This is a genomic window from Streptomyces sp. WAC05374 (genome assembly GCF_004353505.1).
Classification (GTDB): domain Bacteria; phylum Actinomycetota; class Actinomycetes; order Streptomycetales; family Streptomycetaceae; genus Streptomyces.
Map to the genome: position 1 here is coordinate 113584 of NZ_SMNQ01000010.1, position 21439 is coordinate 135022.

At 72.4% G+C, this 21439-nt stretch carries 24 protein-coding genes; 19 read left to right on the top strand and 5 right to left on the bottom strand.

Going from position 1 to position 21439, the window contains the following annotated elements; genetic code table 11:
* The 8 genes from E2B92_RS20160 (at position 1) to E2B92_RS20195 (ending at position 5937) form a co-directional block, all read left to right on the top strand.
* Positions 1 to 939, top strand: a complete 939-nt coding sequence (locus E2B92_RS20160) for a type II secretion system F family protein (RefSeq protein ID WP_126888111.1) — start codon at positions 1 to 3, stop codon at positions 937 to 939.
* Between the two features lie 14 nt (positions 940 to 953).
* A complete protein-coding gene (locus E2B92_RS20165) occupies positions 954 to 1841 on the top strand; it encodes a DUF5936 domain-containing protein (protein ID WP_126888101.1) in 888 nt (295 codons plus the stop codon).
* 4 nt (positions 1842 to 1845) lie between these two features.
* The gene (locus E2B92_RS20170; RefSeq protein ID WP_126888100.1) at positions 1846 to 3111 is read left to right on the top strand and encodes a sensor histidine kinase; all 1266 of its coding nucleotides are present in this window, start codon (positions 1846 to 1848) and stop codon (positions 3109 to 3111) included.
* A complete protein-coding gene (locus tag E2B92_RS20175; protein WP_126888099.1) occupies positions 3090 to 3803 on the top strand; it encodes a response regulator transcription factor in 714 nt (237 codons plus the stop codon). The genes E2B92_RS20170 and E2B92_RS20175 overlap by 22 nt, the downstream gene beginning before the upstream one ends.
* Positions 3804 to 3907: 104 nt before the next feature.
* Positions 3908 to 4120, top strand: coding sequence for a hypothetical protein (locus E2B92_RS20180; RefSeq protein WP_126889176.1), 213 nt, complete (start codon positions 3908 to 3910; stop codon positions 4118 to 4120).
* On the top strand, positions 4120 to 4674 hold the full coding sequence (locus E2B92_RS20185; RefSeq protein WP_327437497.1) for a pilus assembly protein TadG-related protein: 555 nt from the start codon (positions 4120 to 4122) through the stop codon (positions 4672 to 4674). The genes E2B92_RS20180 and E2B92_RS20185 overlap by 1 nt, the downstream gene beginning before the upstream one ends.
* A 28-nt stretch (positions 4675 to 4702) precedes the next feature.
* Positions 4703 to 5314, top strand: coding sequence for a hypothetical protein (locus E2B92_RS20190; RefSeq protein ID WP_126889175.1), 612 nt, complete (start codon positions 4703 to 4705; stop codon positions 5312 to 5314).
* Positions 5314 to 5937, top strand: a complete 624-nt coding sequence (locus E2B92_RS20195; RefSeq protein WP_126889174.1) for an OmpA family protein — start codon at positions 5314 to 5316, stop codon at positions 5935 to 5937. Before E2B92_RS20190 ends, E2B92_RS20195 begins: the two co-directional genes overlap by 1 nt.
* 68 nt (positions 5938 to 6005) lie before the next feature.
* Here E2B92_RS20195 and E2B92_RS20200 read toward each other — a convergent pair whose 3' ends face one another.
* Positions 6006 to 6632 (bottom strand): hypothetical protein, encoded by a 627-nt coding sequence (locus E2B92_RS20200; RefSeq protein ID WP_126889173.1) that lies wholly within the window; start codon positions 6630 to 6632, stop codon positions 6006 to 6008.
* 120 nt (positions 6633 to 6752) lie between these two features.
* On the opposite strand from E2B92_RS20200, the gene E2B92_RS20205 reads away from it, so the two are divergent.
* Both E2B92_RS20205 and E2B92_RS20210 read left to right on the top strand, forming a co-directional pair.
* Positions 6753 to 7274, top strand: a complete 522-nt coding sequence (locus E2B92_RS20205) for a hypothetical protein (RefSeq protein WP_126889172.1) — start codon at positions 6753 to 6755, stop codon at positions 7272 to 7274.
* Between the two features lie 68 nt (positions 7275 to 7342).
* On the top strand, positions 7343 to 8458 hold the full coding sequence (locus tag E2B92_RS20210) for a hypothetical protein (RefSeq protein ID WP_126889171.1): 1116 nt from the start codon (positions 7343 to 7345) through the stop codon (positions 8456 to 8458).
* Here E2B92_RS20210 and E2B92_RS20215 read toward each other — a convergent pair.
* A complete protein-coding gene (locus E2B92_RS20215; RefSeq protein ID WP_126889170.1) occupies positions 8430 to 8804 on the bottom strand; it encodes a DUF192 domain-containing protein in 375 nt (124 codons plus the stop codon). The two genes, E2B92_RS20210 and E2B92_RS20215, sit on opposite strands and share 29 nt — an antisense overlap.
* An 89-nt stretch (positions 8805 to 8893) precedes the next feature.
* On the opposite strand from E2B92_RS20215, the gene E2B92_RS20220 reads away from it, so the two are divergent.
* The 3 genes from E2B92_RS20220 to E2B92_RS20230 are packed head-to-tail and all read left to right on the top strand — an operon-like array spanning position 8894 to position 11933.
* The gene (locus tag E2B92_RS20220) at positions 8894 to 9679 is read left to right on the top strand and encodes a prepilin peptidase (RefSeq protein ID WP_126889169.1); all 786 of its coding nucleotides are present in this window, start codon (positions 8894 to 8896) and stop codon (positions 9677 to 9679) included.
* A 51-nt stretch (positions 9680 to 9730) separates the two neighbouring features.
* Positions 9731 to 10129 carry a cupin domain-containing protein gene (locus tag E2B92_RS20225; protein WP_126889168.1) on the top strand — a complete coding sequence of 133 codons (399 nt, stop codon included), beginning with the start codon at positions 9731 to 9733 and terminating at the stop codon, positions 10127 to 10129.
* Positions 10130 to 10160: 31 nt separating this feature from the next.
* Complete coding sequence (locus E2B92_RS20230; protein ID WP_235023896.1) at positions 10161 to 11933, top strand: DUF2079 domain-containing protein; 1773 nt, start codon at positions 10161 to 10163, stop codon at positions 11931 to 11933.
* Between the two features lie 434 nt (positions 11934 to 12367).
* Here the strand turns inward: E2B92_RS20230 and mgrA are convergent, their stop codons facing one another.
* Positions 12368 to 13405: an L-glyceraldehyde 3-phosphate reductase gene (gene mgrA / locus E2B92_RS20235; RefSeq protein ID WP_126883718.1), complete on the bottom strand. Its 1038-nt coding sequence runs from the start codon at positions 13403 to 13405 to the stop codon at positions 12368 to 12370.
* A gap of 176 nt (positions 13406 to 13581) precedes the next feature.
* On the opposite strand from mgrA, the gene E2B92_RS20240 reads away from it, so the two are divergent.
* The 5 genes from E2B92_RS20240 (at position 13582) to E2B92_RS20260 (ending at position 19186) form a co-directional block, all read left to right on the top strand.
* Positions 13582 to 14343, top strand: a complete 762-nt coding sequence (locus tag E2B92_RS20240) for an isoprenyl transferase (RefSeq protein ID WP_126883717.1) — start codon at positions 13582 to 13584, stop codon at positions 14341 to 14343.
* A gap of 288 nt (positions 14344 to 14631) precedes the next feature.
* Complete coding sequence (locus E2B92_RS20245; RefSeq protein ID WP_126883716.1) at positions 14632 to 15954, top strand: PhoH family protein; 1323 nt, start codon at positions 14632 to 14634, stop codon at positions 15952 to 15954.
* A 383-nt stretch (positions 15955 to 16337) separates the two neighbouring features.
* A complete protein-coding gene (locus E2B92_RS20250) occupies positions 16338 to 17054 on the top strand; it encodes a transglycosylase SLT domain-containing protein (protein ID WP_126883715.1) in 717 nt (238 codons plus the stop codon).
* 120 nt (positions 17055 to 17174) lie between these two features.
* Positions 17175 to 18485, top strand: coding sequence for an AI-2E family transporter (locus E2B92_RS20255; protein WP_126883714.1), 1311 nt, complete (start codon positions 17175 to 17177; stop codon positions 18483 to 18485).
* Positions 18482 to 19186, top strand: a complete 705-nt coding sequence (locus E2B92_RS20260) for a hypothetical protein (protein ID WP_126883713.1) — start codon at positions 18482 to 18484, stop codon at positions 19184 to 19186. Before E2B92_RS20255 ends, E2B92_RS20260 begins: the two co-directional genes overlap by 4 nt.
* A 63-nt stretch (positions 19187 to 19249) precedes the next feature.
* Here E2B92_RS20260 and E2B92_RS20265 read toward each other — a convergent pair whose 3' ends face one another.
* On the bottom strand, positions 19250 to 19783 hold the full coding sequence (locus tag E2B92_RS20265) for an alkyl hydroperoxide reductase (RefSeq protein ID WP_126883712.1): 534 nt from the start codon (positions 19781 to 19783) through the stop codon (positions 19250 to 19252).
* 3 nt (positions 19784 to 19786) lie between these two features.
* Positions 19787 to 20341, bottom strand: coding sequence for a peroxiredoxin (locus tag E2B92_RS20270; RefSeq protein ID WP_126883711.1), 555 nt, complete (start codon positions 20339 to 20341; stop codon positions 19787 to 19789).
* A 131-nt stretch (positions 20342 to 20472) separates the two neighbouring features.
* Between E2B92_RS20270 and E2B92_RS20275 the strand changes: the two genes are divergently transcribed.
* Positions 20473 to 21426, top strand: coding sequence for a LysR substrate-binding domain-containing protein (locus E2B92_RS20275; RefSeq protein WP_126883710.1), 954 nt, complete (start codon positions 20473 to 20475; stop codon positions 21424 to 21426).
* Positions 21427 to 21439: the final 13 nt, after the last annotated feature.

Sequence of the window (21439 nt, forward strand, 5' to 3'; positions counted from 1 at the left end):
ATGGACAACGTCCCGCTCCTGACACTCGGCGTCACCCTCCTCGCCTGCGTGCTGGGCGTCGCGGGCGTCCACGCCTACGCGTCCGGCAACGCGCAGCGCCAGGCCCTCGTGGCCCGGATGACCCAGACGGGACAACTCCCGCCCGTCGGCCGGCGCCGCCGCTTCGTCCGCCTCGACCGGCGCCTGCGCGCCACCGCGCCCGGCCGCCGCCTCGAACGCAGGATCGCCGCCACCGGACTGGACCTCACCCCCGGCGAGTACGCCGTCTACACGGTGGCCGCCCTGCTCGGCATCCACCTCACCGTCGCCGCGGTCTTCGCCCCGTTCTTCGGCGCCCTCGCCGCCCTCACCGGCCTGTGGGGCGCCAACTCCTTCCTCAACTGGCAGCGCCTGCGGCGCACCGAGGCGTTCATCAACCAGCTCCCCGAGCTGACGCGCGTCCTCGCCAACGCCACCCAGGCCGGCCTCGCCCTCCGCACCGCCATCGCCATGGCCGCCGAGGAGCTCGACGACCCGGCGGGCGAGGAGCTGCGCAAGGTGGCCGACCAGCTCGCCGTCGGCCACAGCCTCGACGACGCCCTCGGCGACCTCGCCGACCGCCTGCCCTCCCGCGAACTGGTCGTCCTGGTCTCCACCCTCGTGCTGTCCAACCGCGCCGGCGGCCAGGTCGTCACCTCGCTGCGCAACCTCACCAGCACCCTGGAGGAGCGCAAGGAGACCCGGCGCGAGGTCATCACCCTCCTCTCCCAGGTCAAGGTGACCGCCTTCGCGCTGCCCCTGCTGGGCCTGGGCTTCCTGCTGATGATCAACGGCATGGCGCCCGGCGCGCTCGACAGGATGACCGGCTCGGCCGTCGGCCAGATCGGCTCCGTCCTCGCCTTCGGCCTGTACGCCGCCGGGTTCGTCCTCATCCGCCGCCTCTCCCGCATCCGAGTCTGAGGAGGTGACACGTCATGGGCCTGTTGTACGCGGCCGTCATCGGCCTGTCCGTGTACGGCGTCTTCCACGGCGTCCGCATGTACCGGGCCGACGCGCGGCTCCCCCAGGACCTGGTGCTCGCGCTGGAAGTGGGCGCCACCCGCACCACCGCCGTCGGCTCCGGCGTCGACCGGCTCGGCATGCGCTGGGCGCCCGCCGTCCTGCGGATGATGGGCCCCAAACGGGTCGACGCGCTGCGCCTCCGCCTCGACATGGCGGGCAACCCCGGCGGCATGACCGTCGACCGGTACGCCGCCCGGCGCGCCGTGTACGGCTTCCTCGGTGTCCTCGCCGCCCTCGCCATGCTGGCGCGCGGCCAGGCGGTGGTCGCCGTCGTCATCCTCGCGTACGGGCTGACCTGGACCGACGTCCTGCTGCGGCTCGCCGTCCGGCGCCGCAAGGACGACATCGAACGCACCCTGCCCGACTTCCTCGACGTCCTCGCCGTCGTCGTCTCCGCCGGCCTCGGCTTCCGCCAGGCGCTGGAACGCGTCGCCGAGAAGTACTCCGGGCCCTGGGCCGACGAACTGCGCATCACCCTGCGCCAGATGGACATGGGCGTCAGCCGCCGCGACGCCTTCGACCAGCTCCGCAGGCGCAACGCCTCCGAGCAGGTCTCCATGTTCGTCACCGCCCTCCAGCAGGGCGAGGAGCTGGGCGCCCCGATCGTCGACACCCTGATCCAGATCGCCAACGACATGCGGCGCACGGACGCGCAGCACGCCCGCCGCACCGCCGCCAAGGCCGTACCGAAGACCACCCTCGTCGTGACGATGGTGATGCTGCCCGCCACCATGATCCTGATCGCCCTGAGCTTCTACTACGGCTCCGGCGTCGACTTCGCGGACATCATCGGCGGGTGACCCCATGACCCTGAGGACACCGGACCCGCCCTCCCTGCCGCTCCAGATCAACGCCCTCCAGGCGCTGTGCCGCCAGGTGTTCGGCTTCCGGCTGGCGATGATCGTCCTGGCGTCCCCGTTCGCCCTCGACGGCGCGGCACCGGGCCTCGGCACCTGGCTGGTCGGCGCGGCCGTGCTGATCACCTTCATGGTGTCGTACGTCCTGCTGCGCGACTGGGAGCGGTTCGGCCGCATCCTGCTGCGCCACCCGGCGGTGCTCGCGGCCGACATGCTGTTCGGCGCGCTGCTGCTGGCCACCGCGTCACCCGAGTCCACGCTCGCCTACGTCACCATCTGCACGCCGCTGCTCGCCGGCCTGCTGTACGGCTGGCGCGGGGCGGCGTTCTTCGCCGTCCTCCAGTCGCTGCTGCTCCTGCTGTCGTACGGGGTGAGCAGGGAGGTGTCGGTCGAGCCGTCCTCGCTCCTCTTCCCCGGCCTGTGCGTGATCGCCGGCGCGGTCGGCTCCACCCTGCGGGGCCTCATCCTCGACTTCGGCGCCGCCAGTCAGGCCCTCACGGAGGCACGTGCCCGGCTCGCCGTGAACGGCGCGGTGGAGGCCGAACGGGCACGGCTCGCCCGGGAGATGCACGACTCGGTCGCCAAGACCCTGCACGGGCTGGCCCTGGCCGCCGACGGCCTGGCGTCCACCGCCGACCGCGCGGACCCGGCCTCGGTCCGGCGCCAGGCGGAACTGGTGGCCCGCTCCGCCCGCCGCGCCGCCGCCGAGTCCCGTGAACTGCTGGCCGACCTCCGGCGCGAGTCGGGCCTGGACGGCGGGGTGGACCTCACGGCCGAGCTGGCCGCCCGGACGGCCGACTTCGCCCGGCGCCACGGCGTACGCGCCGCCTACCGGCCGCTGGGCGCCGCCCCGCCCGGGGTGCCGCAGGCGGTGGCCCGCCAGCTCCTGGCCGTCGCCGCGGAGGCCATGGACAACGCCCACCGGCACGGCCGGCCGTCCCGCATCACCGTCTCGGCGGGCGTCACCGACGACATCCTGTGCCTGAGCGTCTACGACGACGGCCGCGGACTGCCCACCGGCACGACGCTCGACGACCTGAAACGGGCGGGCCACTTCGGCCTCGTCGGCATGGTGGAGCGCGCCGCGTCGATAGGCGCCCGCATCCGCATCGGCCGCGGGCGGGCCACGAAGGGCACGGAGGTCCGGCTGGAACTGCCGGTACGGGCGCTGGAGAGGGAGGGCGCACCACCATGCATGAGCACCTGCGAGTGATCGTCGCCGACGACAACCCCGTCGTCCGGGCGGGTCTGACCGCCCTGCTGTCCGGCCGGGAGGACATCGAGGTGGCCGCCGAGGCGACCGACGGCCGCGAGGCGTACGAGGCCGCCGTACGCCACCACCCCGACGTCGTCCTCCTCGACGTCCGCATGCCGGGCGTCGACGGCATCGCGGCCCTGCCCCACCTGGTCCGGCTGGCCCCGGTCCTGATGACCACGTACAGCCGCGAGACCGAGATCGTCCACGAGGCCCTCCGCCTGGGCGCCTGCGGCTACCTGGTCCACGGCGAGTTCACCGCCGCCCAACTGGTCGACGCGGTACGCGACGCCCGGCTCGGCCGGGCGCACTTCACCCACACGGCCTCGAACGCCCTGCTGGCGACGGTCCGCGCCCAGTATGCGGCTGCAACGCCGGTGCGTCCGGCAACGCCCGCCGAATGGCGGCACTTTCCGCAAACCACTTCGCAGCAGCAAGCGAATGTGGCACATTCATTACTGAGCCAACGGGAGGCGGAGGTGATGGACTTGATCGCGTCGGGCATGACCAACCAGCAGATCGCCGCGGCGTGCTTCATCAGCCAGAAGACGGTCAAGAACCACATCAACCGCATCTTCGCCAAGCTCAACGCCGCGAGCCGAGGCCAGGCCATCGCCATCTGGCACGGAGGGGGACCCACCCGTGGCTGACCACGCCCACCTCCCCGATTGGGCCCCCGCTTGGGCCCCCAGGCCCATGCCCGGACCCCTCACCCCGCCGTACGTTCCTCCCAACGAGCCCGGAGGAGACCACCTTGTCGAACATCACGCAGTACGTGGGTACGTGGGCGAAGACGACCACCGCGGCACTCAGGCGCCGCGGCGACCGCGGCCAGGGCGCCGTCGAGTACGTCGGCATCATCATCCTGGTGGGCGTGATCATCGCGGCGGTGGTGGGGTCGGGAGCCGGCGCGGCCATCGCGAACGGCCTGGTCACGCAAATCACGAAGATTGTGGGCGGCGGCTGATCGCGCGTCCGCGTCCATCGCGCGAGCAAGGGCAGGCTTCGCCCCTCTACATCTTCGTAGTGGCGAGCCTGCTCTTTCTCGCGCTCGCGTTCTTCGCGGTGGGCCAGGCGGGAGCGACACGCAACGGCGCCCAGTCGGCGGCGGACGCCGCGGCGCTGGCGGCGGCCCGTGAGCAACGGGACAGTTTCGACCTCACCATCGACGACCTCGGCGACCTCCTGGACGGTGTCCTCGTTCCCAGGCTGAGCGGGTGTGCCGCGAGCCACCAGTACGCCGGGCGGAACGGGGCGAACGTCGTGGGGTGCGACCCGCTGTCCGACGGACGCTGGGGGTCGACGGTGAGGGTGGAATCGCAGAAGCCGGTGGGGGACACCATCCTGCCCGGCACCGAGGGGAAGACCGCTACGGCGACGGCGACGGCGATCGTCGTTCCCCGGTGCGGCTTCGACGCCGCGGACGAGGCGCTGGAGTGCGAGGGCGACGACATCGACCTGGACCCGGCCGATCTCCCGGACATGTCCGACCTCTTCGACATTCGCCTCGCCGAGGACTGACCGCGATGAACGCAAAGGAATGGCACTCATGAGTTATCGGTACGGGACGGCGGCGCGCAGAGCGGCGGCCGGGGTATCCGCTGTAGCACTGGCCGTGCTCCTGTCGGCCTGCGGTGGTGGGGACGCCGGAGGGGGCTCCGGGCAGGAGGGCAAGGAACCGGAGAAGGCGGGCAGCGCTTCCTCCGCTCCTGCCGACCAGCCGACGTCCGGCGCGGACAGCGGTCCCACGGTGCCGGACACGAGCAAGACGCTGGCCACCATCAACGGCAGTGATGGCTTCCAGTTCATCGTGCACAGCGCCGTCCGCGACGAGGGCGGCTTCCTCACCGTGTCCGGCACGCTCAAGAACACCACGTCGGAGCTGCTGGTGGCGAAGTCCCAGTGGAGCGGCACCGAGGTCAATGTGACGCGGACGGGCCCCTCCTTCGGAGGTGTCACCCTGGTCGAGAAGACGGAGAAGAAGCGCTACTACGTGTTGCGCGACACCGAGGGCTACCCGCTCACCACGACGGGCGTGACGAGCGTCAAGGCCGGTGAATCAGTCGCCGTCTTCGCCCAGTTCCCGGCGCCTCCGGCGAACGTCACCCAGGTCGACCTGCAGATCCCGCTCATGCCGAGCGCGACGATCGAGATCTCGTGATGCGCACCGCACTCCGCCCCGCGGCGTCCGTGCTCGCCGCCGCAGTGCTGTTCGCGGGCGTCCAGGTCGGCGGTGCCACCGGGGCGTACGCCGATGACATCCCGGGCACGCCGCCGGGCACCGAGTCGACCGTGCCGCCGCCGGAGGTGGACGGGAACTCGCCCGGGCTCAAGATGCGCGACGGTGCCACGCTCGCGCCCGCGAAGGTGTTGCCGCTCATCTCGATCGTCGAGTCCGAGGGCGGCGAGGAGCGGCGCGAGGAGACCAGCTCGAACCTGAAGTTCGCGCTCCAGGCCGAGGTCCTGTTCGGCAAGGACAGCGCGAAGCTGACGTCCGACGCCCACTCCCGCATCGCCACCATCGCCGAGGAGATCAAGAAGCAGGGCGCCACCAAGGTCCGCATCTTCGGGTTCACCGACAACCTCGGTTCCTCCGCCCACGGCGACGTGCTCTCCAAGCAGCGGGCCGACGCCGTGCACAAGGTGCTGGCGCCGCTGCTCGCCTCCGGTGGGATCACGTACGAGATCCGCGGCTACGGCGAGCAGTACCCGATCGCCGACAACAGCACGGAGGAGGGCCGCAAGAAGAACCGTCGCGTGGAGGTCTCCTTCCCGCGCGACTGACGTGCGCCGTACGGCGGGGAGGGCGGACCGGACCTGACGCGGCAGGCGGTGCGCCCTCCCGGGGGCGGTCAGTTCTTGACCGGCCACTCCAGCGGCTCCGCGTGGAAGCCCTGGGTGAGTTCCACCGCCGCGGCCTTCTGGCCCGCTGGGATGAGGAAGGCGGTGCAGATCTTCTCCGACTGGCCCGCGTTCACCATCTTGCTGCTGTCGGTCGCCGGGCAGTCCGGCCACTTCGCCTCACCCATGAGGACGAGCAGCGCACGGGTGCGCTGGCCCTTGTCCGTACGCACGACGAGGTCGTCGTCCATGTCGCCGAGCTCCATGGGCTTGCCGCTCTTGTGGGTGAGCGTCGACCAGACGTAGACGGGGATCTGCGGGCCGTCCTCCTTGTCCTCCTCCAGCCCGGAGTTGTCCATGTCGGCCTTGGTGCCGGTCTGGACCTTGGTCGGCGTGACGGTGTACTTGGCCCCCGACGACGCCTTCATGTCGCTTTCCTGCTCGGGGCTGGCCTCACCCAGGACGAAGGTCTGCTTGCCGTCCTCCGCCGCGCCCGTCGCACCCGCCGCGTCCGAGCCGTGGGAGCCGGAGCCGTCGCCGCGGCTCTTCTTCCCGCCCGAGTCGGTGCAGCCGGTCACCGCCAGTGCCAGTGCCAGAGCGCCCACCACCGCCGGAACGGCACGAGTCCACGTACGCATCTTCGTTGCTCTCTTTCCCCGTTGAATGCTTGCGGCATGATCCTGTCAGAGCGGAGTCGCCGCCTCCGCAAGGGGGGCCCTTCCCGACCGACGGGGCCCGGGCCCGGAGAGGAGCACGCTGTGAAGAAGACGGGGAACCCGTTCGACGTCACGGACACGGTGGCCGCCGTCGACGCCCTGCTCGGCGCACCGCTTCCGGCGAACGGCCCCACCCAGGGGGAGCCGTCCGGGGCGGAGGGCTGGAGCGGCAGCCATGGCGCCGGTTTCCGGTTGCGCCTCCTGTGGGAGAGCCGTTCCTACGTCGGTGTCCCCGGCCCGGAGTGGGACGCGGCGCAGGCAGAGGCCGAGGAGTACCTCGCCGCCCTCACGGCCGCCCTCGCCGAGCGGTGGGGGCCGCACCGGGAGGTGAGCATGCGGGCGTTCCTCCTGCGGGAGATCGACGACGAGTCGGTGCTGCCGCTCTTCGCGGAACTGCGCGCCTTCGACCTGTACGGCGAGCTGGCGGTGTGGGGCCCGGTCGCCTCCCCCTCCGGGCCGCGCTGGGTGGCGGTCAGCCTCTCCCAGTGCGATGGGGACGCCCCGCACCTGATGGTCGCGGCGGTCACCGACGTACCGATCGAGGAGCTCGAGGAGGCCCGGTAGGCCCGGGAGAAGGGGAGGGGGAGGAGCCCGGCCGACGACTGTCGGTGCCGGCCGCGATAATCGGGCGCATGTCCCCGCACGCAGACCGACCGTCCTCCGCCGCGCCCGCCCTGTGGGGCTATGCCGCGGTGCGTGCGGTGGGGCTGGCGGTGCTCGCCGTCGCCGCCGCCGTGGCGGGCGAGGACGCCCTGCACCGGCTGAAGGGCCGCTGGGACTCCGTCTGGTACGCGCGCATCGCCGACCACGGGTACGGCCACGAGGTCACGCTCCCCGGCGGCGGCGTCCACTCCGACCTGGCGTTCTTCCCCCTGCTGCCCGCCCTGGAGCGGGGCCTGGCCCAGGTGTTGCGGATCGAGGCGGCGAGCGCCGGGCTCGTGGTGGCGTGGGCGGCCTCGCTCGCCGCCGCGTGGGGGGTGTACGCGGTCGGGGCCCATGTCGCGGGGCGGCGCGCCGGGGTGGTGCTGGCCGTGCTGTGGGGCGTGTACCCCACGGCGTTCGTGCAGTCGATGGCGTACACCGAGTCGCTGTTCACCGCCCTCGCCGCCTGGTCGCTGTACGCGGTGCTGCGCGAGCGGTGGGTGTGGGCGGGCGTCCTGTGCGTGGGCGCGGGACTGACCAGGCCGTCGGCGGCCGCGCTGATCGCGGCGCTCGGCGTCACGGCGGTAATGACCGTCGTCCGCGAACGCCGGCTGACGGCCCGGATGGCGGTGGGCGTGCTGCTCGCGCCGCTGGGCTGGCTCGGGTACGTCGTCTTCGTCGCCGTACGGCGGGGCAGCGCGACCGCGTACTTCGAGGTGCAGGCCGCGTGGGGCAACAGCATCGACGGGGGCGTCGCGCTGGCCCGGTTCGTGTGGACCCACCTGACCGGCCCCGTGCCGCTCGCCGGGGTGGGGCTGTGCGCGGCGCTCGCCCTGGTCGGCTGGGTGGCGTGGCTGTGCGTCCGGCAGCGGCAGCCGCTGCCCGTGCTCGTGTACGCCCTCGCCGTCGTGGTCGTCTCGCTGGTCGGCGCCGCGTACTTCGGCTCCCGGCCGCGCCTGATGATGCCGGCGTTCCCGCTGCTGCTCCCGGCGGCGGTGGCCCTGGCCCGGCTGCGGAACGGGACCCTGGTGGCGGTGCTGGCGGGGCTGGCGCTGGCCTCCGGGGCCTATGGGGCGTTCACCCTGCTGGGCCCGGGTCCGCCCTGATGTCCAGGACGGTGCCCGGCCGGATGCCCCACCGTGCCATGGCCCCGGCCTCGGCCTCCAGGACGTGACGGGCGCGCGGGCGGGGCAGCCCGAGGCGGCCGGGCACCATGGTGACCACGTCGACGACCGTCAGGGCCCGGTCCAGGTAGGCCACGTCGATGGGGAACCGCATCCGGAAGGTGTGGACGCTGTTGCAGGGGCTGAGCAGCAGCGCGCCCGCGACGCCGTCCCGGCCCAGCAGGCCGCGCCTGCGGGTGCCGTAGGACGCGGCGATCTCGACGGGGACGGACGCGCCGGGCAGGAGCAGCAGGCCGGTTCCGTTGCGCCATGTGCGCGGGTTTCCCATGGGCGGTGACCGTAGCGTGGGCCCGGCCCCGGCGGCAGTGGGCCCGTGGGCCCATGACCGGCCGGCCGCCCCGCCCTAGGGTCGGGTGCGTGTACGCCACGCTGATCGCTGTCGCCGCCCTGTGGGGCGCCGCCACCGGCCTGCTCGTGCCGCGCGCCGCGTACCGCCTGTCCGTGCAGCCCGACGAGCCGTGGCGGGACGCCTGCCCCGCCGGCCACCCGTTCACGGGCCCCGCCCGCGGCTGGCTCGGAGCACCGCGCTGCGCCCCGTGCGCGGTGGCCGTCCCGGTGGGCGGCGCCGGACGCGCGGCCACCTCCGCGCCCGCCACCGGCGCCGTGGGCGTTCCGGTCGTCACCGCCCTGGTCTGCGGGGCGCTCGCGGCCGCGACGGGGCCCCGGCCGGAGCTGGTGGTATGGCTGCTCGCCGCGCCGGTCGCGGTGCTGCTGGCCCTGGTCGACCGCGCCGTGCACCGGCTGCCGGACCGGCTGACGCTCCCGCTCGCCACCGGGACGGCCGCCCTGCTCGGGGTGGCCGCGCTGCTGCCGTGGCACGCGGGCGCGTGGTCGACGGCGTTGCTGGGCGGCCTCGCGCTGGGCGCCGGGTACGCCGTGCTGTTCCTGGTGAACCCGAGCGGCATGGGCTTCGGTGACGTGAAGCTCGCCCTCGCCCTCGGCGTGGTGCTCGGCTGGTACGGCTGGGGGGTCCTGTTCACGGGCGCGTTCGCCGGGTTCCTGTTCGGCGCGGTGTACGGGTTCGGGCTGGTCGCGCTGCGCCGGGCGAGCCGCAAGAGCGCCATTCCGTTCGGCCCGTTCATGATGGGCGGGGCGCTGGTGGGCGTGCTGCTGGGCGGGTTCGCGGCGGTCCCGGCCGCCTGAAGCGCACCTCCGTACAAGACGGTGGCGCGCCCGCCCCGTCAGCATGGGTCCATGGACATGAAGCCGGTCAACCTCACCGAAGCCCTCGCCACCTTCGACGACGTCTACAGCCCCCGCATCGTCGCGGGCGTCAACGACTACGAGGTGCGGATCGCGCACGCCGCCGGGGACCACGTCTGGCACGTCCACGAGGACACGGACGAGTTCTTCCTGGTCCTGGACGGGCGGTTCGACATCGCGCTGCGCGGTGCCGACGGCACCGAGCGGACGGTCGAACTGCGGCGCGGCGACGTCTTCGTCGTACCGAAGGGCACGGAGCACAAGCCGTCGGCGCCGAACGGGGCGTCGATTCTGATGTTCGAACCGTCCGGCACGCTGTCGACCGGTGACCGCCATGAGGGGGAGATTCCGCACCACGTCGACAGCACCACGGGCCACGCCCTGAGCTGAGCCGCCCGCCCGCGGCCTAGCATGCGGGCGCATGCGGACATCTCCTGACAATAGGCCCCGTTCCGGGCGCGAGGCCCAGCAGACCGCCACCACCCCGGGCACCTCCGGACCGCTCGACCCGACCGAAACCCCCACCGCACCCCCCGCCCCGGGGACCACCGGCAGCCCCACCGCGACCCACCCGGAGCCGCCCCCCGCCCCGGGGACCACCGGCAGCCCCACCGCGACCCACCCGGAGCCGCCCCCCGCCCCGGGGACCACCGGCAGCCCCACCGCGGGCCACCCGGAGCAACCCCCCGCCGCCCGCCTGCCGCATCCCCGCCGGCCCGCCGCCCGCCTTCCCGCGGCCCTGCTCCCCTGGGGCTGGGCCGCGGCCCTCTTCGCGCTGTACGCGACCGTGGCCGTGCGCCGCCACCTCCTCCTCCGCACCACCGGCTACGACCTCGGCATCTTCGAGCAGGCCGTGCGCGCCTACGCGGAACTCCGCGCCCCCGTCGTCCCCCTGCGGGGCGAAGGCTTCAACCTCCTCGGCGACCACTTCCACCCGCTCCTCGCCGCCCTCGCGCCGCTCTACCGGATCTGGCCCTCCCCGCTGTGCCTGCTCGCCGCCCAGTCCGCGCTGCTCGCCCTCGCCGTCGTACCGCTCGCCCGCTGGGCCGCCCGCGCGCTCGGCCGCCGGGCCGCCCACGCCGTCGCCGTCGCGTACGGGCTGAGCTGGGGCATCGCGTCCGCCGCCGCGTTCGACTTCCACGAGGTCGCCCTCGCCGTACCGCTGCTCGCCTGCTGCCTGGAGGCCCTCGCCCGGCGGCGCTGGCGGACGGCCGTCGCCTGGGCCGCGCCCCTGCTCCTGGTCAAGGAGGACCTGGGCCTCACCCTCGCCGCCGTCGGCGCGTACATCGCCTTCCGCGGACCCCGGGGGCTGGGCCTCGTCACCGCCGCCGCCGGGCTCGCCGGCTCGCTCGTCGAGGTCAAGCTGCTGATGCCCGCCTTCCACCCGGCGGGCGGGTACGCGCACGGCGGCAACCTCGCCGAGGGCCACGGCTCGCTGCTCAGCACCCTCGCCCACGCCCCGCTCGACGTGCTGCGCCCCGACATCAAGGCCATGACCCTGGTCCTGGTCTTCGCCCCGTCCGCGCTGCTCGCGCTGCGCTCGCCGCTCGCGCTGATCGCCGTGCCCACACTCGCCTGGCGGATGATGTCGGACAACGGCTTCCACTGGGGCACGGCGTTCCACTACAGCGCCGTGCTGATGCCGGTCGTCTTCGCCGGGCTGATCGACGCGCTGACCGTCTGGCGCCGCACCGACCACCCGCTCGCCGCCCGCCACGTCCGCGCCTCGCTCGCCACCGTCCTCGCCGTGACGCTGGTGATGCTGCCGTCCTTCCCGTTCGCCCAGCTCCTCCAGCGCGCCACCTGGCGCACGACCGGGCACGTCGAGGCGGCCCGCGCGCTGCTCGCGAGAATCCCGGACGGCGCCACCGTCGCCGCCTCCAACCGGCTGGTCCCGCAGCTCACCTCGCGCTGCACGGTGGTCCTCTTCCCGTCCTTCCCGGTGGAGGGGAAGCTGTACGAGTACGACAGGAAGCGCCTCCCCGCGCCCACCGCCGAGTGGATCGTCCACGACCGGCGCGCCCCGGAGGCGTGGCCGTACCGGACGGGCCACTGGCCCTACCCCGCCGAGCGGCAGGAGGCCGAGCTGGCCGCCGCGCAGAAGCGGTACGGCTACCGGAAGGTCGCCTCGCGCGACGGCATCACCCTGCTGCGCAGGTCACCCGCGCCGCGCGTCGGCCGCGAAAGTCCGTGACGGCGAGGGGCGTTGGCCCCGCCCGGACGCCGGGGGAGCGGCGCGCCGCCGGGCCCGTCCACGGCCGTCAACGTGGCGCCTTCGCGGCGGGGTCCCCCTTGGGGAGGACGGGAAATCGGCCGAATCCCGTGCTCGCGGCGGGGTGCCGCATTTTCGGAGCGTAGTTGCGGCCTGTCGTGGCGCACAGCACCACTTACAAAGGGTTATGGTGGAAACCCCCCCTCGGGCCGGTCCGTATCCCCCCCACGGACCGGCCCGTTTTTTCTTCCCGCGTCAAGAGCGGCTGTTCGGCCGCGGGAAAGCACCGCCGAACCGCCCCCGAAGGCCCCGCCCGAAGGCCCCGCCCGAAGGCCCGGCCCCCGGCCCGGATCCCCCCCGCCCCCGGATGCCCCCCGGGCCCGGAAGCCCCCGCCCCCGGAAGCCCCGCTCCGCCGTCAGCCGCGCGCCGCCCAGATGTTGGTGCCGGCGGTGTCGACCGCGTACGAGTCGATCTCCTTCAGCTCCTCGTCCGTCAGCGGGGCCCCGGCCAGCGCGGCGATGTTCTCCTCGAGCTGCGTCACGCTGGACGCGCCGATCAGCGCCGAGGTCATCCGCTCGTCGCGCAGCACCCACGTCAGCGCGAGCTGCGCCAGCGACTGGCCGCGGCGCCGGGCGATCGCGTCGAGGCCGTGGAGCCGCCGGACGACCTCCTCGGAGAGCAGGTTCGGGTCCAGGGACTTGCCCTGGCTGGCCCGGGAGCCCTCGGGGATGCCCTGGAGGTACTTGTCCGTGAGCAGGCCCTGGGCGAGCGGCGCGAAGGAGATGCACCCCATGCCCTGCTCCTCCAGGGTGTCGAGGAGCGCGTCCTCCTCGGTCCAGCGGTTGATCATCGAGTACGAGGGCTGGTGGATCAGGGCCGGGACGCCCATCTCCCGCAGCAGCCCGGCCGCCTCGGCGGTCTGCGCGCTGCTGTACGAGGACACGCCGACGTACAGCGCCTTGCCCTGCTGGACGGCCGAGGCGAGGGCGCCCATCGTCTCCTCCAGCGGCGTGTCCTTGTCGAAGCGGTGCGAGTAGAAGATGTCGACGTAATCCAGGCCCATCCGCTTCAGCGAGGCGTCGAGCGAGGACAGCAGGTACTTGCGGGAGCCCCACTCGCCGTACGGCCCCGGGTGCATGAGATAGCCCGCTTTGGTGGAGATGACCAGCTCGTCCCGGTAGGCCGCGAAGTCCTGGGCGAAGATCTTGCCGAAGTTCGACTCGGCGGACCCGGGCGGCGGGCCGTAGTTGTTCGCCAGGTCGAAGTGCGTCACGCCGAGGTCGAAGGCACGGCGCAGGATCGCGCGCTGCGAGGCGAGCGTGCGGTCGTCGCCGAAGTTGTGCCAGAGGCCCAGCGAGATGGCGGGGAGCTTGAGGCCGCTGCGGCCGGTGCGGCGGTACTCCATGGAGCCGTAGCGGTCGGCGGCGGGGCGGTATGCGGGGGTATCAGTCACACCCTTCTCCTTATCACGTACTTGTGACAGACCGGGTTGGGCCGCCGTGACCCCCGCGCAGTAATGTGGCGGCTTCGGGGACAGCCGCGGTGCGCCGGGATCGAGCGGTGCCGCTTCCCCCTGTCTCCCTGGGCCGACGCCGTGGCGGGCCCGTACGCAATCGAGAGGTGAGATCGGTGAACTTGCGCGACCTGGTGTACAGGCTCTACGCACGCCGGGTGGAGGGCCGCCTCGACCACGCCCAGGTGCCCAAGCACATCGGCGTCATCCTCGACGGCAACCGCCGGTGGGCGAAGGCGTCCGGCGGCACCCCGGAGCAGGGCCACAAGGCCGGCGCGAGCAAGATCCAGGAACTGCTGGGCTGGTGCGACGAGACGGACGTCGAGGTCGTCACGCTCTGGATGCTGTCCACCGACAACCTCAACCGCCCCGAGGAGCAGCTCGTGCCGCTCCTCGGCATCATCGAGAACGCCGTCCGCGACCTCGCCGCCGACGGCCGCTGGCGCGTGCACCACGTCGGCACGCTGGACCTGCTGCCGGCCCGTACCCAGGCGGTGCTGAAGGAGGCCGAGGAGGCCACCCGCGACCGGACCGGGATACTCGTGAACGTCGCCGTGGGCTACGGCGGCCGGCAGGAGATCGCCGACGCGGTCCGCTCGCTGCTGCTGGAGCACGCCGAGAAGGGCACCAGCTTCGAGGAGCTCGCCGAGATCGTGGACGTCGAGCACATCTCGGAGCACCTGTACACGCGCGGGCAGCCCGACCCCGACCTGGTCATCCGCACCAGCGGCGAGCAGCGCCTGTCGGGCTTCATGCTCTGGCAGAGCGCCCACTCCGAGTACTACTTCTGCGAGGTCCACTGGCCGGCCTTCCGCAAGGTCGACTTCCTCCGCGCGCTGCGTGACTACGCGGCCCGCCACCGCCGCTACGGCACCTGACACACCGTTCCCCGAGGCCCCGCGGGTCTCGTCACCACCTGTTCACCGACGCGTCGTCATATGCCATGGCATGGCGCCGGGCGTTCGAGGGAATACCCCTTGCGAAGTGAGCGGCACGCCAGCCCGCTCGCCCGGGAGGCCCTTTGCACCAGGACGACCGTGCAGGACGTGTACGGACGACGCGGAGGGCCGGCGTTCGGCCCGCGCATCGCGGCCAGAGCCCGGCCCCATCCCCCCGCGACGCCGTCGAAGTCGCACCCGACCTCACCTGAGGGGGTAGGTCCTTCCGTGGTGAACAGCACAAAGCGCCGCCTCAACGACAGGCGCACCTACGTTCTCGACACCAGCGTCCTGCTGGCCGATCCCGGCGCCATGGCCCGCTTCGAGGAGCACGAGGTCGTGCTCCCGATCGTGGTGGTCACGGAACTGGAGGCCAAGCGGCACCACCCGGAGCTCGGGTACTTCGCCCGGCAGGCCCTGCGCCTGCTGGACGACCTCCGCGTCCGGTACGGCCGCCTCGACGCCCCGCTCCCCATCGGGGACTTCGGCGGGACCCTGCGTGTGGAGCTCAACCACTCGGATCCCGGCGTCCTGCCCGCCGGCTACCGCCTCGGTGACAACGACTCGCGGATCCTCGCCGTCGCGCGCAACCTCCAGGCCGAGGGGTACGACGTCACCGTCGTGTCCAAGGACCTGCCGCTGCGCATCAAGGCGTCGTCCGTCGGGCTCCTCGCCGAGGAGTACCGGGCGGAGCTCGCCATCACGGACTCCGGCTGGACCGGAATGTCCGAACTGCCCCTCGCCGCCGAGCAGGTCGACCTGCTGTACGCGGAGGAGAAGCTGTACGTCCCCGAGGCGGCCGGGCTGCCGGTCCACACCGGGCTGGTCCTCCAGTCCGAGCGCGGCAAGGCGCTCGGCAGGGTCACCCCCGAGGGGAACGTGCGGCTGGTCAGGGGCGACCGGGAGGCGTTCGGCATCCGGGGGCGCAGCGCCGAGCAGCGGATCGCGCTCGACCTGCTGCTGGACCCGGACGTCGGCATCGTCTCGATGGGCGGCCGGGCCGGTACCGGCAAGTCGGCGCTCGCGCTGTGCGCGGGTCTCGAGGCGGTCCTGGAGCGCCGGCAGCACCAGAAGGTGATGGTCTTCCGGCCGCTGTACGCGGTCGGCGGCCAGGAGCTGGGCTATCTGCCCGGCACCGAGGCCGAGAAGATGAGCCCCTGGGCGCAGGCGGTCTTCGACACGCTCTCGGCGGTGGCGGGCCGGGAGGTCATCGAGGAGGTGCTGAGCCGGGGCATGCTGGAGGTGCTGCCGCTCACCCACATCCGGGGCCGGTCGCTGCACGACGCCTTCGTCATCGTCGACGAGGCCCAGTCCCTCGAGCGGAACGTGCTGCTGACCGTGTTGTCCCGCATCGGGGCGAATTCCCGGGTCGTCCTCACGCATGACGTGGCGCAGCGCGACAACCTGCGGGTCGGCCGGTACGACGGAGTCGTCGCCGTGGTGGAGAAGCTGAAGGGCCATCCGCTCTTCGCGCACGTCACCCTGACTCGCTCGGAGCGGTCGCAGATCGCCGCGCTCGTGACCGAAATGCTGGAGGACGGGCAGGTTTAATCCCGCAAATCCGACATGGAGTTGGCGCCGCCCGGCAAAGCGCGAGAGCTTAGCCGGGCGGCGTCATGCCCGGCGACGGAATGCGCAAAACTCCTGGGGCCACTGGGGTGTGAGCTTTCACACGCAACGAATAATTGCCTTGCGGTACGGGCTTCGGGCAGAGTCTTGCTTCCGTCAGGCCCCGCATACGGCACACCTGTCACCACGTGACACAACTCAACAGTCGTCCGCCGTATGCCGCCCGCAGCACCACGCGGCTCTCCCGCAGGGGAGTTGCCCACCGGGCCCGTGTCCCCCGTGACCCAGCAGTGGGGGGACCAGCGTCAGGGGCACGATTTTCGCCCGCGAGGTCACCTAAGCGGACGATGCTGGAAGGAAACCGTGTGAGCCGGATCTCGGTCCGGGGATTCGCGGTGGCTTCGGCCACTGCGGTCACCACTGTCGGCGCCGTCGTCGGTGTTGCCTCGGGCAACGCCCAGCCCTCGAACGACAACTTCGAGGCGGCCGCCGCCAACACGACGCTCCTGGCCGACATCCCCGTCGGCGAGCAGGCCCAGGTACAGGTCTCGTCGCTGACGCAGCAGGCGGAGGCCCAGGCCGCCGCCGCCGACTCGGCCGCGCAGAAGTCCGCCGAGGAGGCCGCGCGCATCCAGGCCGCCAAGGACGCCGAGGCCAAGAAGGCCGCCGCCGACGCGGAGGCCGAGGAGGCCAGGAAGGCGGAGGAGGAGCGCAAGGAGGCCGAGGCCGCCGAGCGCGCCAGCCGCGACGAGGTCCGCAGCGCCTCCAGCTTCGCCCCGCAGTCGTCCTACAGCGTCGCCGAGGTCCAGGCGATGGCCCGCCAGATGGTCCCGGGCGACCAGTTCCAGTGCTTCAGCAACATCGTGGACCACGAGTCCACCTGGAACTACCGCGCCACGAACCCCTCGTCCGGCGCGTACGGTCTCGTCCAGGCGCTCCCGGGGTCCAAGATGGCGTCCGCCGGCGCCGACTGGCAGACCAACCCGGCCACCCAGATCAAGTGGGGCCTGAACTACATGAACGAGCGCTACGGCAGCCCCTGCGGCGCCTGGGACTTCTGGCAGGCCAACCACTGGTACTAGGGCCCGCGCCTGTTGGCTCAACTTTCCGGAGCCCCTCACCGTCCTACGGTGAGGGGCTCCGTGCGTGTACCGTCGGGGCCGTAACTCCCGGGGGGAGTGGTGGGGGGAAGAGAGAAGATCATGTCGAAAGTGCCAGGGTGGCTCGGCAAAGCGGGAGCCGGCCTGACCCGGATGGGGCAGCGCCTGGGTGAGCGCCGGGCCGAGGACGAGCCGGGCGAGGAGCCCGCCGCCGTACCCGACAGCGTGCCCGCGCCTCCCACCTACGCGCCCGCCGTCGCCGCACGGCCCGATCCCGTCGCGGCCATCCCCTGGGGCATCCGCGTCGCGGCCGAGGCGGGCTGGCGGCTGCTGGTCCTCGCCGGCACCCTGTGGGTGCTGATGAAGGCCATCAGCGAAGTGCAGCTCGTCGTCCTCGCCTTCGTCGCCGCGCTGCTGATCACCGCCCTGCTCCAGCCCACCGTCGCCCGGCTGCGCACGTGGGGCCTGCCGCGCGGGCTCGCCACCGCCGTCACCGCCATCACGGGCTTCGTCATCATGGGGCTGGTCGGGTGGTTCGTCGTCTGGCAGGTGCTGGACAACCTCGGGGACATCTCCGACCGCGTCCGGGACGGCATCGACGAGCTCAAGCGGTGGCTGCTGGACAGCCCGTTCCACGTCACCGAGCAGCAGATCAACGACATCGCCAAGAACCTCAGCGACACGATCGGGACGAACACGGAGGAGATCACCTCCGCCGGTCTCCAGGGCGTGACGGTGATGGTGGAGATCCTCACCGGCATCCTGCTGACCATGTTCTCCACCCTCTTCCTGCTCTACGACGGCAAGAAGGTGTGGAACTGGTGGCTCAAGCTGGTGCCCGCCCAGGCCCGTCCCGGGGTCGCGGGCGCGGGCCCGCGTGCCTGGCGCACCCTCACCGCGTACGTGCGCGGCACGGTGGTCGTCGCGATGATCGACGCCATCTTCATCGGCCTCGGCATCTACTTCCTCGATGTGCCGCTGGCGGTGCCGCTGGGCGTCTTCATCTTCCTCTTCTCCTTCATCCCGCTGGTCGGCGCGGTCGTCTCGGGCGCGCTGGCGGTCATCGTCGCCCTGGTCACGCAGGGCGTGTTCACGGCACTGATGGTGCTGCTGGTGGTGCTGGCGGTGCAGCAGATCGAGGGCCACGTCCTCCAGCCGTTCATCCTGGGCCGCGCGGTGCGGGTGCACCCGCTCGCGGTCGTCCTCGCCGTCGCCTCGGGCGGTCTGGTCGCCGGGATCGGTGGCGCGGTGGTGGCGGTCCCGCTGGTCGCGGTCACCAACACGGTCGTCGGCTATCTGCGGGCGTACACCCAGGAGCAGGCGCTGCGCGCCACGCCGCCGCCGCACGGGGCGACCGCCCACGGCACGGCGCCCACGCCGCCGCCGGGGGCCGGGCCCAAGGAGGGCGAGTGATATCCGAACCCGAACTCGTGGGCGGAGACGGCGACGGGCCGATACCCGGGACGCCGCACGAGCCGCCGCCGGTGGAGCCCGGTCCGGGCGGTGAGCGGCCGGCGCGGCGCCGCCCCTGGTGGTGGGCGCTCGGCGGCGCGGTGGTGGCCTCGGCCCTCTGGGCGGGCGGGCTGTACGCGTACCAGGCCATGGGCCCGGACCTGGGCGGCTACCGCACGTCCGAGGACCTGTGCGACGAGGCGAAGCTGGAGGCCCTGGGCACCGCCTACGGGGAGCGGGGCGAGAGCGAACACGACCCGGACCAGCAGGACCGCCACGAGGCCCTGGACCAGAGCCGGTGCTCGGTGACGTTCGGCACCGCGGAACCGACGTTCGCCGTCGACGTCGTCTACCGGCTCCACAAGAAGACCGACCCGGGACCCGAGTTCGAGCCCGTCACGACGGCCGACACCTGGGAGGACTGGGAGCACCGGCCCCTGACCGGGGTGGGGGAGCGCGCCTTCTTCGCACAGGACGACGCGGGCTACGCCGTGCTGACGGTGCTCGACGGGCAGGCCGTGCTGTCCCTCACCGTCAGCATGCAGATGGAGTACGGCCCGGAGGAGAACCTCGAGTCGCCGCCCGACGACTCCGCCATGGACGGCGTCGAGGACCACATGGTCGAGGACATGAAGGCGCTGATGGCCGAACTCAAGCGCTGAGGGACGGAAGAAGGGCCCGCCGGCACGGATGCCGGCGGGCCCTTCACCATGACCGCGCGGAGACTACTCGGCGAGGACGGCCTCGGCGTCGAGCGTGGCGCCGACCGCCTGGATCACCGAGGCGATCTTGAACGCCTCCTGGATCGTGTCGCGGTCCACGCCGGCCTTGCGCAGGACCTGCTCGTGCGAGTCCAGGCACATGCCGCAGCCGTTGATGGCGGAGACGGCGAGCGACCACAGCTCGAAGTCGACCTTCTCCACGCCCGGGTTGCCGATGACGTTCATCCGCAGACCGGCGCGCATCGTGCCGTACTCCGGGTCGGAGAGCAGGTGACGCGTGCGGTAGAAGACGTTGTTCATCGCCATGATGGCGGCGGCGGACTTGGCCGCCTGGTACGCCTCGGGCTTGAGGTTGGCCTTGGCCTCCGGCTCCAGCTCGCGCAGGACCTTGGGCGAGCGCGAGGCGATCGCGCAGGCCAGGACCGTGCCCCAGAGCTGCTGCTGGGGCAGCTCGCTGTTACCGATGACCGAGCCGAGGTTCAGCTTCAGGTCCTTGGCGTAGTCCGGTATGGCGGACTTCAGCTCGTCGAGGGCCATGGGTCACTCACCGGCCAGCAGCGCGACCGGGTCGAGGGTGTCCTCGCCCTTGGTCCAGTTGCACGGGCACAGCTCGTCGGTCTGGAGGGCGTCCAGCACCCGCAGGACCTCCTTGGGGTTACGGCCGACGGAGCCGGCGGTCACCATGGCGAACTGGATCTCGTTGTTCGGGTCGACGATGAAGACGGCGCGCTGCGCGAAGCCGTCCGCACCCTCGACGCCGCAGTCGCGCATCAGCTCGTGCTTGGAGTCGGCGAGCATCGGGAAGGGCAGGTCACGCAGGTCGGCGTGGTCCTTGCGCCAGGCGTGGTGCACGAACTCCGAGTCGCCGGAGACGCCGAGGATCTGGGCGTCACGGTCGGCGAACTCGTCGTTCAGCTTGCCGAAGGCGGCGATCTCGGTGGGGCAGACGAAGGTGAAGTCCTTCGGCCAGAAGAACACCACGCGCCACTTGCCCTCGTAGGACTTGTGGTCGATCTGCGCGAACTCCTTGCCGCTCTCCAGCGACACACAGGCGGTCAGGTCGTACGTGGGGAACTGGTCACCGACAGTGAGCACACGCTCTCCTTCGAGCTGGGAAGTCCCTTTTGAGGCCTTCCGCGGGGGTTGGACGGAGCCCCAGCATGGCACGGCGTGCATTGATCAGTGAAATAGCTAGACTGGGTCAGGTTGATCGAAGGTGGTTATCAGTGGTGTCCGTATATAAGGGTAAGCAGCCCAGTCTGGCCCAGCTCAGGGCGTTCACGGCGGTGGCCGAGCACCTGCACTTCCGGGACGCGGCCGCCGCGATCGGCATGAGCCAGCCCGCCCTGTCGGGCGCGGTTTCGGCACTCGAAGAGGCACTCGGTGTCCAGTTGCTGGAGCGTACGACACGCAAGGTGCTCCTCTCACCGGCCGGTGAGCGGCTCGCGGTGCGGGCGCGGGCCGTGCTGGACGCGGTGGCCGAGCTGATGGAGGAGGCGGAGGCGGCGCACGCCCCCTTCACCGGCGTGCTGCGGCTCGGCGTGATCCCCACGGTGGCGCCCTACCTGCTCCCGACCGTCCTGCGACTGGTCCACGAGCGCTACCCGGAGCTCGACCTCCAGGTCCACGAGGAGCAGACGTCGTCGCTGCTGGAGGGGCTGGCCGCCGGACGGCTCGACCTGCTGCTGCTCGCCGTCCCGCTGGGCGTGCCGGGCGTCACCGAACTGCCGCTCTTCGACGAGGACTTCGTCCTGGTCACCCCGGAGGACCACTGGCTGGGCGGCCGCACCGACATCCCGCGCGACGCGCTGCGCGAACTGCGGCTGCTGCTGCTGGACGAGGGCCACTGCCTGCGCGACCAGGCGCTCGACATCTGCCGCGAGGCGGGACGCGAGGACGGCGCCCCGGTCACCACCACCGCGGCCGGCCTGTCCACGCTGGTCCAGCTCGTCGCGGGCGGCCTCGGGGTGACCCTGCTGCCGCGCACCGCCGTCACGGTCGAGACCGGGCGCAACGGCCACCTGGTGACGGGCTGGTTCGCCGACCCGGCGCCCTCGCGGCGCATCGCCCTGGCCATGCGCACGGGCGCGGCCCGCCAGGCCGAGTTCGAGGAGCTCGCCGACGCCCTGCGCGAGGCGATGACGGCCCTCCCGGTCCGGGTCCTGGGCCCCGGGGGCTGACGTCCGGGGCGGC